The 17,635-nt window shown below is 38.8% G+C and carries 6 protein-coding genes; 1 reads left to right on the plus strand and 5 read right to left on the minus strand.

Annotated elements, in window-relative coordinates:
* Positions 1 to 225 precede the first annotated feature (225 nt).
* On the minus strand, positions 226 to 7,950 hold the full coding sequence (locus tag J7604_RS11935; RefSeq protein WP_293896099.1) for a SpvB/TcaC N-terminal domain-containing protein: 7,725 nt from the start codon (positions 7,948 to 7,950) through the stop codon (positions 226 to 228).
* Positions 7,951 to 8,657: 707 nt separating this feature from the next.
* Between J7604_RS11935 and J7604_RS11940 the strand changes: the two genes are divergently transcribed.
* Positions 8,658 to 9,233 (plus strand): DinB family protein, encoded by a 576-nt coding sequence (locus J7604_RS11940; protein WP_293896102.1) that lies wholly within the window; start codon positions 8,658 to 8,660, stop codon positions 9,231 to 9,233.
* 115 nt (positions 9,234 to 9,348) lie between these two features.
* Here J7604_RS11940 and J7604_RS11945 read toward each other — a convergent pair whose 3' ends face one another.
* The 4 genes from J7604_RS11945 to J7604_RS11960 all read right to left on the minus strand — a co-directional run bounded on the left by J7604_RS11945 (position 9,349) and on the right by J7604_RS11960 (position 17,604).
* Positions 9,349 to 10,839: a sulfatase gene (locus tag J7604_RS11945; RefSeq protein WP_293896105.1), complete on the minus strand. Its 1,491-nt coding sequence runs from the start codon at positions 10,837 to 10,839 to the stop codon at positions 9,349 to 9,351.
* A gap of 76 nt (positions 10,840 to 10,915) precedes the next feature.
* A complete protein-coding gene (locus J7604_RS11950) occupies positions 10,916 to 13,240 on the minus strand; it encodes an arylsulfatase (protein WP_293896108.1) in 2,325 nt (774 codons plus the stop codon).
* Between the two features lie 703 nt (positions 13,241 to 13,943).
* Positions 13,944 to 15,014, minus strand: a complete 1,071-nt coding sequence (locus tag J7604_RS11955) for an arginyl-tRNA--protein arginylyltransferase (RefSeq protein ID WP_293896111.1) — start codon at positions 15,012 to 15,014, stop codon at positions 13,944 to 13,946.
* 250 nt (positions 15,015 to 15,264) lie between these two features.
* Positions 15,265 to 17,604, minus strand: coding sequence for a metallophosphoesterase (locus tag J7604_RS11960; protein ID WP_293896114.1), 2,340 nt, complete (start codon positions 17,602 to 17,604; stop codon positions 15,265 to 15,267).
* Positions 17,605 to 17,635 lie beyond the last annotated feature (31 nt).

Here is a 17,635-nt window from a genome sequence, read left to right on the forward strand (position 1 = left end):
TGAATATTTTTAATTAGAAATATAGTCCGATATAAGTAGTGAATTTGCAGACGAGTCTGCATGTCCCCAAAAATCTCATTACACGCAAAAGTGAAGAGAGAATAGATCGGATGGACTGTTCATGATGGAAAAGGAGTTATGGTTTAGATCTTAAAACTTGCTGGTCAAAACACCAACAATGGTTGAAAATTAAATTTGGTCGTAGCTCTCGCTACGACCAGTTACCTATTGAGCTTGTCGTGGATTTACATGTCTAAAACCCGGGAAAAATTCATTAATAAGCGAAGTACACATTTCGCATCCCAGGTTTGATGTTGCAACACGCCCTTCAGTCCCCCCTAAAGCAATTGCATCATTAACGCCTAGCTGTTCAGCATGAACTAATTGCTGCTGTCTCCCAACTGGCCCATAGACTCTTGTAATTCTACTTCCTAACTGTTCCCCGGACTGCAAAAAACTACTTCCGCTATTATCTAGCAAGCTTTGAAACTGAGGTCTGTTTGTAGTAACAATTCTAATTGTCTGACCATTAACTTGGGTCTCTACTACTGAAACAGTACCCAAGCCAGACGTTCTTCCAATGGCCTCTTCAGTAACTGCCACCCCCCTTGACTCCAGTTCTGCAATGGCTAATTGTCTTTGAATTTGTCGTGCCCTTGAAATCAATTCAGTGTCGCTTAGTGGTGCCGCACCTGCAATTCCTTCTGCAATATCGTCAGCTACTCGTGTTGTCCTGGTAGCTTCTCTTGCAACTCTTCGTTCTGTCCTAGCAGATTCTCTTGCAACCCTTATTTCAGAACTAGTTGCTCTGGCTGTGGCTCTGATTTCCTGGGCTATTTCTTGTGCCGGAGACGGTGATATATCGGGCACTTGCCCTGGTTCTGTAAGAAGGCCAACACCAATTTCAAAAGTGGTTTCTAAAGCTGCAACAGTCTGTATTGTTATTGTACCGGTTGTAGCTGCCTGAATCAATGGTACTACTGTTGTTTCAGCCAGTGTTGTTGCTGCTGCTGCAATTCTAGGAGCAGCAATAGCGGCACTTTCGACTATTAACGGTGCAGCTACTACTAAGCCTGTAACTTGCCCACCTGTATAAGCTCTACCATTGGTATCTACAACTGCATCGGTTCCCATCTGCCTTCTAGCATCCCGGGTTCCTCCTAATGACAAGGTATCTCCCATTCCAGCACTAAAATCTGCGACCGCTTGAATGTTTTCTGTTCCGACAGTCTCATCAATCCAAAGGGCAACTCTCTGTCCCCATGACAGTCGATTCCGCCAACTGGTAGCTTGTTTTCCTTTGATATCTAAATTCGATATCGGATTACAATGACCATACGCATAAATATTCACCCCATCACCAATTCCAATCGGATCACTACTAACCCACCTTCCCAACCAAGGCAAATAATACCTTGCAGTATGATAAGCCATTCCCGTTTCTTCGTCACGCTCCATCCCTGTATACTTGTATCGTTTAGCTGTGGTATATATGCCTGCATTTTTAGCTTGAAATGCCGTAGTGCCAAAAGGGTGGTATTCTTCATAGGTGATGATGCTGCCACTTCCATCACATTCCAGGCCGACAGAACCTAAATGGTTGCTGTATTGGTAGCGATACACTATACCTGTAGAAAGTTGGTAGTTGTTGGTTTGTAAAATATGCTCAGTAATCAATACTCTTTGGTCATCCACAAACAGGTGGTGGGTTTCTATTTCTTCTTGTAAAATATTCCCATTCCATCTTCGGTAGAGTTCCATTCCCCCCAGATATATTCTTTCTTCGATAATGCCATCCAGCCGCTCAATGCGCTTGCGGCAACGTTCTTTTTTTGTATTATAGTTGTAAAATACTTGTCCTCCACCACCTAAATTGGCTGTATAAATCATATCCCTAAAATCCCATTGCATACTATACTCATCTGCAACATTACCGAGGTTGAGCATGCTTCCATGGGTGTCATAAGCATAATGGATGGACGTACTTTCTCCACTTCCTGTTTGGGTGTTGAGTAACCTGTTACTATCAGTAGCATAGCTATAGGTACGGGTCCACCGTTCTGCAAAACTACCTACGCCAGCTCGATGCCTCATCTGCAAAATATTTCCAACTGCATCGTAATGATACTCCTGGATGTAGTTGCGGCTTGCCAGCGGGTCGTTTACAGGAAAAGAAACAGAAGATGCATCTGTTGTTTTTCCATGATTGGGAGCCCGATCTAAACTGCTATTTTCCCGGCCTTCAGCCTTGATAAGGCGATAGAGGGCATCATAGGTATATTGACTTCGTGGCTCGACTCTTTGATTATTAAAAAATATTGGTTCATAAGCACCATCCAATATTTCCGTAATGTTGCCTGATGGGTCATAGGTATAGTAAAGATTTTGTAAAACATTAGGATCACTTAAATTGCCTGCTGCATTAGGCAAGATGTCTCCAGGACTTGTTCGTGTAGTTCTGAGTTGCACCAAACGAAAAGTTAAAGGATCATAATGATAACGAGTAGTAGTACCATTGCCATATTGTATACGGATACGCTGCCCCTTGGCATTGTATTCTATATGGAGCACAGCTTCTGTGGGAACTCCGTTAACAGTATTTATTTCACTCTTTAAAACGCCTCGTTGGTTATAAGAGGGTGTGTAGGTAGATGGAGTTCTATCTTCAAGATGCCAGTTCTCCATATAGACCATTCTGCCAATGGCATCGTATTGAGTTCTTTGTACAAATCTCTCGGAGGAAGGTATCTCATGACTCCAATCAATAATCGAGTTGCTATAGGAAGCTGTCAATTGCCTTGTTGCTTCCAGTAAATTCCCTTTAAAATCAAAATGTATGTTACTGGTTAATCCTCCAGAATCGAAATGCTGATAAATCTGCCCTTTGAGGTTTCTTTCGTTTGCATCAGGTAATACTTCCCCATAGGTTACCCTTTCAATAACTTGCCAATCTCTTTCGTTAATTTTTAACCGCATTTCTAAAGGCCTGCGAAGAGCATCATAGGAAGAATGAATCACTCTATATTCGTACACTGAAGATGTACCTTCCTGATGCTCATTTTCATCCCATCCATAAAATGGCTGGCCCATACTGTCCATAATCACCCATCTATCTCCTGCATCCATGCTGTGCTGGAATAGGAGGTTACCAGCAATGTCATAACAAGGGGAATAACCTTCGATGGCCCCTGGCCTATTTATGTATTCCATCACCCTATTACCTCGAGCATCTTCTATCCACAGGAGTTTCCCCTCGGTATCTAGTTTAGAATAAGTAACCAGTTTTTCTTCAACAATACTTCCTCCGCGATCTAATTTATTGTGAGCTATAAAAATTGTTTCCCTTCCTAATCCATCAAAATGAACTATAGCAGGTGTGTTGGCATGAATAGCTGAGAGCCTTGCTGCTTTTTGTTGAGCTGGAGAACCGGTTGAATTTCTTATGAACCAGGCATTATTCGGTTCTAAAATGGTATCGTTGGCATCCCAGGTAGCGGAGAACCATGGAGTAAATGTTACTTTTGTAAAAGTTCCATCAGGCATTTCAGTACGAATTTGACGACCAGCCGCATCGTAATATATTATAGGGGTTACACCTTCTTCTCTGGGCTCTTCGTATTGGTGGCCTACTGAACTGAAATAAGGTTCGTATTGCTTTACAGGTTTGCCTTTGTTATTGAGTATAGTTTTTCCGTTAGCCAGCCAACGTAAATGTAGGCCCTCCCGCTCTGGTTCCGCTTGCTTTTTAGTAACGATCACATTGCCTGATGCATCTGAGTATACAAAGGCCGCTTGCAATAAACCGGGAGTACCCATCTCCTGAGAAACATGTTTTTCCCTCACAATACCTGCAGCACAGGCAGGATGATGACCATAACTGATGCTTCCATCCGGTTCTATTTGTTCTCCAAAATAATATAGGCTTCTGGAGCTGGCATTGCCTAATAGATTGCGGGAAAGAGTTTCGTTGTACGCTTCAGTAAAATAGGATATGATGGTTTCAGGAGTTGGATGAAGGAGCGTGTAATCAAAACCTATTAAACTATCTCCTTCGTCACCTTTGCCCAATAAGGCTGTGGCGGTGGGCATGCCCAAAATATCGAAAACCACTTCGGAGATATTATCATTACGATCAATCATACGTTCTGGAGCGAGCACTCTGTAGTTGAAGTGTTCTATCCTGGTTATATTTCCAATTGGATCAGTAGAAGATTCGATAAATAAATTTCTGCTGTCATAGGTCAATTGTGTAATGTTATTGAAAGAGTCTGTGTACCTTTCCGGCAAATAAAAATGTAAAGGTGCATCTTCATTGAAACCCGCAATACCCGATCGTATCCAATATTGTCCGGATGTATTCATGTCCGGAAATCTTTCTTGAAGAAGTGCTCCACTCAAGTACCCGCTTACACTTGAATCATTCAACTCATCTTTAATTTCCGTCGTTAATTGACCTTGTTTGAACACTGCAGAAAGTAAGTCGGCTGTGAGTGCCAATTTGTAGGTTTCATAAGAAAATCCCAAAGCGCTTTGTTCTCCCCAAGGCAAAGGATTTACTAAATCATCAGCAAAGTAAAGTATTCTCGAATGCTCTACACATCTTTTCTGCGGGCTGGTTCTATTGGGCAGCAAATGATAAGGAATCTCCTCAACTACCTCGGAGATATTGTAATTCCTGAATTCTTCAATTGAAAAATAAAATCCATTATTGGGAATAATCCCTGTAATTTCAAATATCTTTGCCTGAATAGGAACACGTAACCGATAGTTATGATCTGTAATAATATCATTGCTGAAGTGATTTTCGGAAAATATAAGCAATGATGTTCTCTGTACCTCCTGAATAAGTGCTAACGTTTCATCTGCAATACCGGTTTCTGTATGTTGTCCAATTCGAGGATAGGTAGCTGCCAGTGATTGAAGAAGATTGCCATATTCATCATATTTTAGATTAAATGAATGAGCGATTCGCGGATCAGGTATTAGTACATCAGATGTTAAATCTAATTCGTATTGATATGTGATAGCTTCACTTTCAGTAGCGAAGAAAACAGCAAATTCATTAAACGCTTTGGGTTGTACCAGATTGATTTTACAATTATGGTAAGCAGTAGAAAATAGTTTTATTCGTTTTTCTTCGCCTCTGCTAAATGCATCAACCTCCAACTCATACACTTCTTGTCTTAAGATCATTCCTTTGCAAGAGCGCAAGGCTTGTTGCCATTCGATACTAGACAATGATTCTATATTTAAATCAGTTTCAGGTAATGCATTTTCATGAAAATCCAATGATTCCGGAGCAAAGTACTCGTCCTGAAATTGATTTAATATTTTTTGACGATCTAAAAATGCACCGGTATGATACCAGGTTATGGTTTTGATGGGCGGTTGATACAGCGAAAAGTCATCCGTTATGTAAGGACTGTTTGCATGTGCAGCAGCAAATATTCCAAAATCCTCCGCATCTATCTGCTCTACTCTGCCAAATCCTCGGAACTCTCTTTCTGCATGATCATAGTACCCATGATGATATTTGATTTGTGAAGTAAACCGGGTATTTCTCCATTTATCGCTTACTGTAGTTTTGGTTAAAAGATGAACCGGGAAATGTAATTTTGTTGCCCAGGGCTTACCAGCTAACTTATCCTCAAGATAGAATTTAGTAGAAGCGGTATATTCCAATGAAACTTCTTTGCCAAGATTATTTTTATAAGAAACCATGAGGTGTGGTTTCCTGTTATTCATAAGGTCAATGTATTTCAAGGGAGCATTGACATCTTTTGATAATGGACTTGACCAGACTATGCAGCTAACACCATTGCCCAATAAATCTGTTACGGTTATTTTAGCTTGAGAATGTATTTCCGGAAAAGGGTCTATTTCAAAAGGGATTGTACTAAAACGATTCCCGCTCAGATTTTTCCAACAGGTAATTTTATTTTTACCTAAATAAATGATGTCAGAAGTACCGGAGCCATCGATGTCTGCCAATCTCAGATAGGATGGATTGAATGCATCCTGATAATCAAAGAGAGGTGCATTGTCCATAGCTACTTTCGGACCGAAATTACCGTATCCTAAATTAGACCAATAGCACACTTCTCCATTTCTAATGCGCACTATATCAGTCAAGCCATCACCGGACATATCGGCCAAATAAATGGTTTGTTTTTCATCCGCAAAAACAATATGCGGCCCTTCTTCTTCATCAAAAAATTTACTAGTTTTTTTCCCTGCAGCAAATCCATCTCTTCCTTTAGAAGTGTACCATGTAAAAACCTGATCATCTGAAATCAATACATCAGGCTTTCCATCCCCATTCAAATCCAGCATTCGAGTATTGGCATCTCCCAAATTTATATTTGGCAGAGTTTTGAATGAATGCAAACCATGCCAGTTATCATCATCATCCAACTCAAAATAGCCTCTGGGTTCTGTGCCTAAACTTACCAATTGCTTACCACCATCTGCATCCAGATCTGCTAATTGAAATTGTCCACCCAACCCCACAAAATTAGGTTTAGAAGAAACTAATCTTGCCTCTTCAAATTTCCCATTACCCAAATTGTGTTTGTAATACCATCCATTAGCTTGCTCTGTCAGAATGCCAGATAAACCTTCATTGAATAAATCAATGAATTGATGTTGTTGTTCGTCCAATCCTGAAGGAGCATGCACCAAAGCTTCAGAAGAAATTGTCTTTACTTCATTATTCCAATCATGCTTCTGGTATTCAAACTCCATTGGTGGAAGTTTTTTATGCAAATAAGTTCCATCCAGCTTTTTTATGTAACCAAATGAAGTAATCGTTTTAAGAAAAGTAAAATCTTGTTCAGTAGAAGTATCATAGTCAAAATTGACCGACTTAATGAGTGTTTTTTTGTCAGAATTATCAGACGATAGAGCCAATTCCTCGAATACATGAAACAACAAGACTCGCTTACATAATCGAGTTGTTCTTATTTCAAAACCTGCTTTATAATCCGAAAACGCATCAGGTCTAAAATCCCAGCTATTGATTGTTTCAAATGAATCATTGGCCAATAGTGATCCATAATCAAAAACAGTTTGAAACATATAGTCTGTTTCAATTAGAAAGGCATCACCAAATCTTTTGTAAGGAGTTATATTACCATAGAGAACCTTGTCAATATAGAGATTTGTATAAGTGATGTTTCCACCTTTTAGCCTATTTCGATTATGCAATAAAGATTTATCAATCCCACTATCATCCTCCCTTTTATATATGTAATGAGAACAGTTTCCTTTATCGTCAAATACAAATTCCGGTAACCATTCAAATATATTGGTATCATTATCTGGATTGGAGATGATAGAATTATCTGTCCATCCAAAAAGAGTCGTTATATTATCTTTTGTAATAACCCTCCAATTTATTCTGCCATTTGCTTTCTCTGTCCACCGTTCTATTCGTGCAAATAATCCTTCAATACGAGGCCTGTAATTTCTGATAGTAAAAAGTCCGTCTGAAGAGTCTCTTTCATTAATAATATAATCTCCATCTGTATCCAATTGAAAACTTCTATCCGAGTTCCTTTTAAACTCAGGCACGAGATCTTCAGCTTCAGAAAACAAAAAAATATCTGAATCAACAGCATCTAAATATTGAGGTAGGCCTTTGTCAGTTTTTCGTTTGATAGAGCCTAAACTTAAATTCCAACCCAAACCAAAAATACCATTTCCTGCTCCCGAATTATAAGATAAAGTTAACGAAGGTGAAGCTCCTCTCGCTGGAGAAAATGGGAGTGGAATAGAAAAAGAGGCAGTACCGTTTACAGCATTCACCTGAAATTTTTCATCTATACCTTTTATTGCCCCTCCCCCTTTTGGTAAAGAAATAGATGGAACCTCAATAGCATTGGATCTGGTTTTCCCGCCATCCGTTTTTAGGAATTGAGAAGATGAGTTATTTTGGGATTGCTCTTTCATTCTTTATAATTTAATATCGTTGGGGGCAAAGTAAATTGCGTTGCAACTGCACTACCATATAATGTGTGCGACTCAAGTGATTTCTTTTAAGAATTGGCTTATGGGCCTAATTTGTATTCCGTTATCTTGTTAACTTTCCTCTTTAATCAATACAGTTAACAATAAATGTAAAAATGTTCCGGTTCAAGAGCGTTTACAATCCGCCTATTCCCGCCAACTACTTCATATATTCAAATAAAAATTATACGGTTAAATGTGCTGCTGTCTTATGGATACCGTATCAGCAAGGTATATTTTTTTTTAATTTTAACAAAGACACTATTTATTCTGGTATCGATAGGGTGATTTTGTCATGTTATTTAAATTCACTGGGGAATTTCAATTCATCCTGCTTCCCTACCAATACTACACAAGATAGTTCACAATACGATCAATTAGTACATTAATTTTTCTCTTATTTGGGAATTATTCTACAACTTCAATTAAACTTATGATGAGAGTCTTATACTTCACATATAAATCAGACTTTTTTACATAGCGAATTTATAACGCTTTTCTTCATTGACCTTTGCCCCTTTCAACTTTTCCAAACATGCTCATCTTCAGCATAAAAATAAGCTTAACCAATATAAACCATGTTACCTAAAGATTAAAAAGTCCCAACTATTCAATATAAAAATTTTGCAGAATACCCAAAAATTTCAATCTTGAACTTTAAACTTTATAAACTGATTCCCGACATGACCCCAGAAGCCGAACTATCCAAACTTAAATTCCCCATTGGCCCTTTTGTTGCACCTGAGAACTTAAGCAGTGCAGAATTTGAAGCATTAGTAAAAACAATAGAAGAGGCACCCTCTAATTATCGTAATTTAGCCAAACGTCTTTCTTCTACGGATCTGACAACAACTTATCGTGAAGGATCCTGGAATGTACAACAATTGTACAACCACGTGGCTGATATGCAACTGTTGCACTTCTTCAGATTAAAAAAAGTACTCACTGAAAATGACTATAAAGAAATTACTTTGGTAAATATTGATGCATGGGCTAATACGCATGATGGTGTGCAATCATCTATTGATGATTCTCTTCTGATGTTTGAAGGCATAGCTAAACGATTTGCTAACTTAATAAGATCTTTAACTCCTGAACAACTTGAGTTATCATATTATCATCCTATCCGCAAGATCACATTAAATCAGAAGCAAGCAATTGCCATGTCTGCCTGGCATGTGAAACATCACTATGCGCATCTTTTGATAGCAACAGGGTTGGAATAATAAACAATAAAATTATGAATCGTTACAAGATTCAAGTATTAAAAATAAAAAAGCCACCTATAAAAAATAAAAGCCCTGAAATAGGGCTTTTATTTTTTTTGAAATTATAACAACTTCATTTCTCTGAATTAAATGCTTGGGATGTGTGTCCAAGTATCTTTCTGTCTTTCTTATCATTTTCAATTCGCTGGTTGACTTGTGCGGTCAATGAAGTCACCACTGCTTTTAATGCTGGATTTCCTGCCACATTTTTATTTTCATCCGGATCAGAAGTGTGGTCGTACAGTTCCAGAACAGTCTCGTTTCCTTTTTTCCATTGGACCAATCGATATTTACCATCTGTAACAGAATAACCATAATAGCCACCTTTGAGGTATTGACTAAAGGCATAAGTATTCAATTTCTTCTTAGGATCAGTAAGCAACGGTTTAAACGAGTGGCCATGTCCTTGAGCCGGTTTAGGCAATCCCACAATATCTGAAAGCGTAGGATACAGATCGACGAATTGCACAATAGAGGAGCTCTTCTGGCCTTTGGCCTTCGTTTCCGGTGTTTTCACGATGAGTGTCACGCGGGCAGAGGTTTCATAATTGGTGTGTTTGTTGCTCCACATACCGTGCTGGCCTAGCTGATAACCATGGTCACCAAAAATAACAATGACTGTATTCTCATACACTCCGTTTTTCTTAAGACCATCTATGAGCAGGCCGATCTGTGCATCCACATAACTAGTCGCCGCCAGATAGCCATGAATCAATTCTCGTTTAAAATCATCTGTCAAAGGTTTTGGGACATTATGATATCCGTTCAATTCGTCCAGACTTTGCAAGGCCCAGACAGGAGCACCTTCCGGAGCATACTGGTTATTGGGCAATTGGATCTGACTGCGGTCGTAAAGGTCCCAATACTTTTTTGGACTGACATAAGGAATATGCGGATTGGAAAAACCTACAGCCAGGAAAAAAGTTGAGTCCTTGATCTTTGCCAAAGCTTTCAGCGCGTTTTCTGTATTGCCTCCATCGAGGAAGTAATTGTCTGCCACATCATATGATTCAACCGGAGGGCCGAACACTCTGTTTTCTCTTAGTGTCAAATCTAAACCTTGCTTGATCTTTTCTTGTTTTTTGGCTTCTATGATGGCTTGACCTTCTGGTGCATAACGAGGATTTTTACCTTGTTCATGGGGAACAGACCAGCTTCTGGGATCGTCTAAGCCATTATGAAAGATCTTGCCTAAGCCTTGCGTGAAATAACCATTGTTTTTAAAATGCTGTGGAAGCGTCACTATATTGGGTAAGCTGTCTCTAAAGTGTGGACCAATGGTGATAATGCCCGTCACATCAGGATTCAGGCCTGTGAGTAAAGAAGTACGAGAGGGGCTGCATAATGCCTGTTGACAATAAGCTTTTTCAAACACAACTCCTTCCGCGGCTACTTTGTCGATATTAGGGGATTTGACATTGGAGAAACCATAGCAACCCAATTGCGGTCGAAGGTCATCGATAGCAATGAAGAGAACATTGTACTTTTTCTTTTGGCTATAGGCCGAATGACAAAGAACAACCATCAACAGCAGTATAACATTTTGTATAAATCTAAATTTCATAGAGTAACATTTTTAAAGTTGAGAAATAACAACGGGCTACTCTAAGAGTAGCCCGTTCAAAAGACATTTGGAAAAGTTACTTTTGATTATTTTCTGAAGTAATCGCCGGACTTAAGTTGATGACAATGTTTTTCAATTTCCCAGTAAAAGCATAAGGTGATGCATAGGTTTCGGATACAGGCGTAATGATGTCCTTTCCGATACTGATCCCTTCATAATAGGTTCCTTTGGCCTGCCTTGTTACCTTACCCTCTCCTACTTTGGTTCCGTTCATATATAAGATACCGATTCCAGTGGGATTTTGAGCAGTGCCATCCAGTTGAAAGTCATATCTCAATTCTGTCTTGCCTGTGGGTAATATCGCCTTACCGGAATTGATCACAATCTTTTCAAAGCCATAGTTGTAGACCACCTGCAATTGCTTGTTTTGGATAAAAAAGCTAAATCCTGTTGCGCGGCCTCCTAAAGCAAACAAGGCTCCTTCTGCACCTTTGGAGGGAATCTCTACGTTTGCTACAAGTGAGAAAGATTTATTGGTAAAATTTGGTACTTCTGTAATTTGAGCAATGCCAGGATAGAAGACCAATTTATCTTTCCCATCAAAAGCAGATGGAGCATTGATAGGATTATTTTCAGTACCATCCCGAAGTGGGTAAATGTTGTATTTATAAGCTTCACTATCGAAGAGCTCTTTTAACTCTTGCAGCTTCTCCGGATTTTTAGCCGCCAGATCTATGCGTTCGTTATAGTCCTCTTGAAGATTGTATAGTTCCCATCTGTCTTTATCAAAGCCCTGGCCTTTGGGATGATAGGCACTGGCCTTCCACCCGTCCTTATAAATAGAACGTGATCCTGAGATCTCATAATACTGCACAGTATGACGAGAAGGAGCTGATGCATTGGAAATGGAATAAGCCAAACTTGTACCTTCAAATGGCTCTTGAGGATACCCATTGATCACAGTAGGAACCTTCGCATTCACCAGTTCTATGGTAGTTGGAGTCAGGTCATTGATGTGGCTGTATTGATTACGCACACCTCTCTCCTTTATGCCTTTTGGCCAGAATATAATAAGTGGGTTGTGTGTACCACCTTCAGAGTTGGCATCAGCCTTAAAATAGCGGAAAGGAGTATTGGTTGCCTGTGCCCAACCTAGAGGATAGTCCACATTCGAGAACTCGGTACCAATTAAATCAATGTCTTTTAAGTTTTGCTGGAGACGTTGAGTTTCGGTAGCTTTTGGATCTAGTTCTCTGATTCTGCTTCCTGCCTTGCTGGCTCCGTTATCTCCAATAGACACATAAATAAGTGTATTATCCAACTGGTTGATTTCCTTTAAATAATTGATAAAACGCCCAATCTCATAGTCAGTGTGAGCAAGGAATCCTGCATAGATCTCAAAATGGCGGATGGCCAATTTCTTTTCGTCAACAGGAAGGTCATCCCATCTCTTCACGTTCGGGTCGGAAGGTGGCAACAGAAGATTCTGAGGCACCACGCCTAGCTTTTTCTGCAGTGCTAAAGCTTCATCGCGATAAGCGTCCCAGCCCTTGTCAAACTTACCCTTGAACTTATCACGCCATACTTTATCAATCTGATGCGGAGAGTGGGTAGCACCAGGAGCATAATACAAGAAGAAAGGTTTATTGGGATCAATCGACTTTTGATTGTTGATGTATTCGATTGCCTTGTCAGTGATAAGTGTGGTGACGTGTGCTTTATTGTCATCAGCAAGTTCGATCTTTTTAGTATCATCCCATAACTGAGGATGGTATTGATCAGTAGCACCTGCTAAGAAACCATAATAATGATCAAATCCCCTACCTGTAGGATAACGATTAAAAGGTCCTATTTGTGTTAAGTCGCTGGTTGGTGTAAGATGCCACTTCCCGACTGCATATGTATTGTAACCATTTTCGCGTAGCACCTCCGCAATTGTCCCTTTTTCAAAAGGAATATAACGGTCATAGCCAGGCGTACCAGCAGGTTGATTGCTTCCAACGTGAGCGGAATGAGAATTACGACCTGTCAATAAGGCCGTTCTCGTGGGCGAACAAACACCAGTAGTATGGAAATTGGTATAGCGAAGACCATTGTTTGCCAAGCTGTCTAATGTGGGAGTAGGAATGAGTCCACCAAAAGCAGACGAAGCAGCATATCCAATGTCATCAATTAAAATATACACAACATTAGGCGCGCCATTGGACTGCAAAGGCTTACGCCTGTCCATATAGAATTGCTGGGTTTCACCAAGCGTCTTCCCTATTTTACCTTGATAGGGTTGCAAAGGATCTGCTTGACCATATGCAAGCTGTGTAAAGGCTGCAGGTACCAAAAGCCCCGAAGCCAATAGGCAACGCAACATGCGTTTTGTTCTGTTTTTTATTTTCGTCTTTTTCATAAATGTTGGTTGTTCAGCAAATCTCATTCAGATCTGTCTATCATAAATTCAAGGTCACATTATTGAATAGCAGGTACTGCGTCAATGGCAGGATTGCACAGTTAGCCTATTGTATGCATACTGCCATAGAGCAAGGCCAACGAATTCAGCAACTATAATTATCACAAAGGAAAGTACCCGAATAAAAAGAAAAGATAGGTTGATCTCTTAATTCCATACACGAAAGCATTGATTATAATAATGGTTGCCATCACTCCATATAGTGACAACTCAGGTGGGTCCGGAACAAAATTAAGGATTAAATAAAATATTAAAATTTATTCTGTGAATGTTACCTATAAGCTCCCTTGTAAAATTTTATTATGCAATGAAAAAAATACTCTTCATGATGGGCTTAGTTTTTATCAACTTTGGCTTGACCAATGAAAATAAAAAAATATCTAACAACTCTGAAAACTATAATAAATCTTCTAAACAAATAACCAGCTTAGTAAATCTTTATTTTTGTTTATCCTGAACTTATGGAGTATCTGAGCTTTCAAAAAGAATAAAATTTACTTATCTGGTTTATTCTCGATTAATACTGTAAGTTATTTATAGTTATCAGATCCTTCGTGGGACTCAGGATGACAAAGAAAAGTCTACCTTTCTAAGCTTTCAAATTGTTCCTATAGTTTAAACTTTAACTTTACGCTTTGTGCTTTTAGCTTTCAGCTTTAATATTGCTCCTGAATGCTGACGCAATCATATTAGCCATTATTTCAGGATTATCAGAAGAGAATATTACTTGTTTGGGTTTCATCAGGTGAGCAGAATACTCTGTTGACTGATCTTCTATCTTATCAGCCATCCCTACACTCATATTCCTGATCAGGTGGTAATGCTGATCACGGAAATCATATACGATAACAGGATTGATTATTTCAGGAACAAATTCAAGACAATAAATGAATATAGGATAATCAAATAAATTGTATCCATTAAAATCAGCCACTAGATTAGCATCAAAATATCTATATGTAAGCACCCTTGCTTCTACATCTACTGAATTAAGATGCGTGACAAGATTTGATAGCTTCTCCCTCATCTCACTTACCGATCCTATTACGGAATCAAAAGTATTGATATGCAGCCATTGTTCACTGGCTGTGTCAAGATATTCCAATGCAGATCTTCCGATATCCAATTTGTAATCAAAAGCTGGATATCCGGGAGCAAAATAACCTGGGTAAAAGTATTGCAATCCAAGGTTTTTACAGTACATCATTTTACTGTAAATGATAAATTTTCCAGGACTATACTTCTTGTATTCATGATCATAAAAGCTATTGATACCTGCTGCACTATCTTTTCCCATATCAAAAAATCCACAGGCTATGAGTTTATCATTATCATTATCATAAATACATACCTCGCGAGTATCATAAATTCTCTTTTTGTCAGTTCCAAAAAGAAGAGCTTCCAGGGACTCTGAAACTTTAAATGTAATCCCCTTTTTATATACCTGAAAAAGCGCCTCTTTCTCGGAGGTTATTGAAGCTTGTTGTATTTCCACCCTAAAGGGAGCATTTAACTTTGAAAGCTTTTTAAAAGTCTTATCATCATTAAAATCAGAAAGGACAACTCTAAGCCAGACTGCCCTGTAAAATTGGCTATTAAAATTCAGGAAACTTGTAGTAAATATGGATTGCCCCCATCGAAACCAACCATCTGCCAAATACAGATCCAGGTCTTCAGGCATTAAAATATCAGGATAATGAGCTTTAGAAAACATTGAATAATAAGCTGTCGAAGCCTACGAATATACTATATTTTCTAATAAGTTTTTAGCAAAAAAAAATCAAAACCAAAACAACTGAACGTCAAACACAACCAATAACATACTGATATACAAAAATTTAAACATCATTTATTTTCATTTTTCTGGGAAGCTCTGTGACTCCTCGGTGCAATCTGTGAAAAAATATTAATTACAGAGAGAAACACGGAGAAGACACAGAGAACCTCAGAGCTTTAAAAAGCTATTATTTCACAATACTGACTTTCTTCTGGATTTCCTTATCTCCACAAACAAGCTTTAGCAAATACATACCAGTTGGAATAGTTAATTCTGATGCACGCAATGTAAAGGAATAATGGCCTGCATCTTTGTATTCTTTAACGATAACCTTATTCGATTCCCCATTAAGAGCCTGAAGTGAAAGTGTAACCTGTCCGGCAAAAGGTAGAGAATAATTTATAGTTGTTTTATCCTCAAACGGATTTGGGAAAACCTCTAATTCTGGTGCAACAACCGTATCAGTTTCAAAATTAAGATCAGCCAGTCTTGCTGGTGTTACGGTAACATTGAACACATCAGTAACACAACTAAAATTATCTACTACAGAATATGTTGTATTACTTGTTGGATTTACAGTTATTGCACGTGAAGTAGCACCTGTTGTCCAGCTGTAATTACCAACCCAAGAGGCATTCAGCGTGGTATTTTGCCCTGATTGTATAGTTATATTGGTTGTCTTTCTTACATCTTTAAGAACTGTAAACTGATCCCTTACTACTGCATCTGCACAAACCCACTTTGCATCCAATCTATTCTGATCTATTTCCAGAACCAGCGATCCGCCATTGGTTGCATCTGAATAATGCATTGCTGCATGAGGGAATGAAGACTGAGTTCCTCCAAGCTGTCCTGAGGATCCGGAGACAACATATATCGTTCCATTATAGGAAGAGGAAACGTTTTTCTCATAGGGACATGAAGATGAAGAACCATCATATTTTCCACTGCTGCTGCTCAGATTATGCGTACCTGCATTAAATGTAGATTCATTTCCATAGTGCCCTTTAATAAGCTTTGTTCTCTCATAACAATGGCTATGTCCGCAGATAACCATATCAACTTTATATCTCTCAAGAATTCTGATAAAATTCTGTCTTACATTAATTAACTCCGTTTCTGAGTCAGAATTATGAGATCCCATTGTATAAGGAGGGTGATGCCAGTATACAATTGTCCATTTTTGGGTATTCGCAGCCAAATCTTGTTTAAGCCATGTTGTCTGTGGGCCCAAAGTATCATACAATCTATAGGTGTTTGACTCCTTTCCATAAGAATCCAGAGAGACAAAATGAATGTTGGCATAATTGAATGAATAAAAAGCTTCTGTATTGGAGGCTACTCCACCTGCTTCTGCATTTTTGGGCAGGGTAAAATTACTATAATAAGGAACGTTATGATCATTTTGTCTTGTTGCATTATTAGCATAATCATGGTTTCCTGGCGCTGGCCATAGTACAGTCTGCTTCAACATTTTATCTTTATAAATATCAAAGAAATTAGTCTGAAACTCTGTATCCAGTCCGCTATTATAAGCGTTATCACCCGCTAACAGCCAAACATCTGTATAGTTAGATCCAAGATAAGAAATGTATTTATCTCGTGAGTTTTTCTGATTGGTTGAGTTATTACCACAGTCTCCTGTAACCCAAACACGAGTTTTCTTTTCTGTACCTACAGTAGGCGCTGTAATAAAATAATTATTTGCATCTCCCTGCAACGTCTGCGTTGATGAGCCAATAGAATAATAATATTTAGTATTTGCAGACAATCCGGTAAGTTTCACTTCATGGTCGGTTACTGAAGCAGCATCACTTGTTGAAGATGTTAAACTCCCTGCAGTTGTTCCATAAGATACTTTACTATTTGATGCAATGTCTGTTCTCCACTTTATAATTATACTTGAAGATGTACCCAGCTGAAGGTATGGCCCTCTTTGAAGCACAGCTGTAGCAGAAGAAGTATTTCCCTTAAGTTCCAGATCAAAACTGACATCAGAACTGGTAATATCACATTGATGTACTTCAACAGCAATTACATTGGTTCCTGTCACCAAAGCTCCTGAAGGTATTGAACCAGTCTGAATTGTTCCTCCATCGTCTGAGCAGTTGCTCGCTGCAAGGGTATTGTATGCAATGGTGCCTGTCGGCATATTATTCCTGTATCGTTCAGTTCCATTGATATAAACTACTATTCCATCATCTCTTCTTACGTTTATTGTATATCCTGTAAAAAGAGAAGCATCCGCTACTGTAATAGATTTCCTGAAATAAGTTGTGATGTACTTCGAACTTGAGTTGGAACCATAGCTCACAACAGTGGCTTCGTCTCCATCACCATAGCCTAATTGAGCATTTCCTGAAGCCCATGAAGCATCACTAAATCCTGAGTTTTTCCAACTAGTGCCCTGATTGGAACCATTATCAAGATATTTCCAGGAGGAACCTAATGAGATGAGTGTTGTCTGGGCTGACAACCACGTGAGGGTGCTTAACAATAAGCAAAATGTTGTAATTAATCTTTTCATCTGGTTTTTAATTTGATTGAGCGTCAAAAGT

Origin of the sequence: Sporocytophaga sp. (assembly GCF_017745095.1) — a bacterium.
Taxonomy (GTDB): domain Bacteria; phylum Bacteroidota; class Bacteroidia; order Cytophagales; family Cytophagaceae; genus Sporocytophaga.

Bases quoted from the DNA above. Each gene is read 5' to 3' on its own strand.
- J7604_RS11935 (WP_293896099.1), bottom strand. From the start codon at position 7,950: ATGAAAGAGCAATCCCAAAATAACTCATCTTCTCAATTCCTAAAAACG.
- J7604_RS11945 (WP_293896105.1), bottom strand. From the start codon at position 10,839: ATGAAATTTAGATTTATACAAAATGTTATACTGCTGTTGATGGTTGTT.
- J7604_RS11950 (WP_293896108.1), bottom strand. From the start codon at position 13,240: ATGAAAAAGACGAAAATAAAAAACAGAACAAAACGCATGTTGCGTTGC.
- J7604_RS11955 (WP_293896111.1), bottom strand. From the start codon at position 15,014: ATGTTTTCTAAAGCTCATTATCCTGATATTTTAATGCCTGAAGACCTG.
- J7604_RS11960 (WP_293896114.1), bottom strand. From the start codon at position 17,604: ATGAAAAGATTAATTACAACATTTTGCTTATTGTTAAGCACCCTCACG.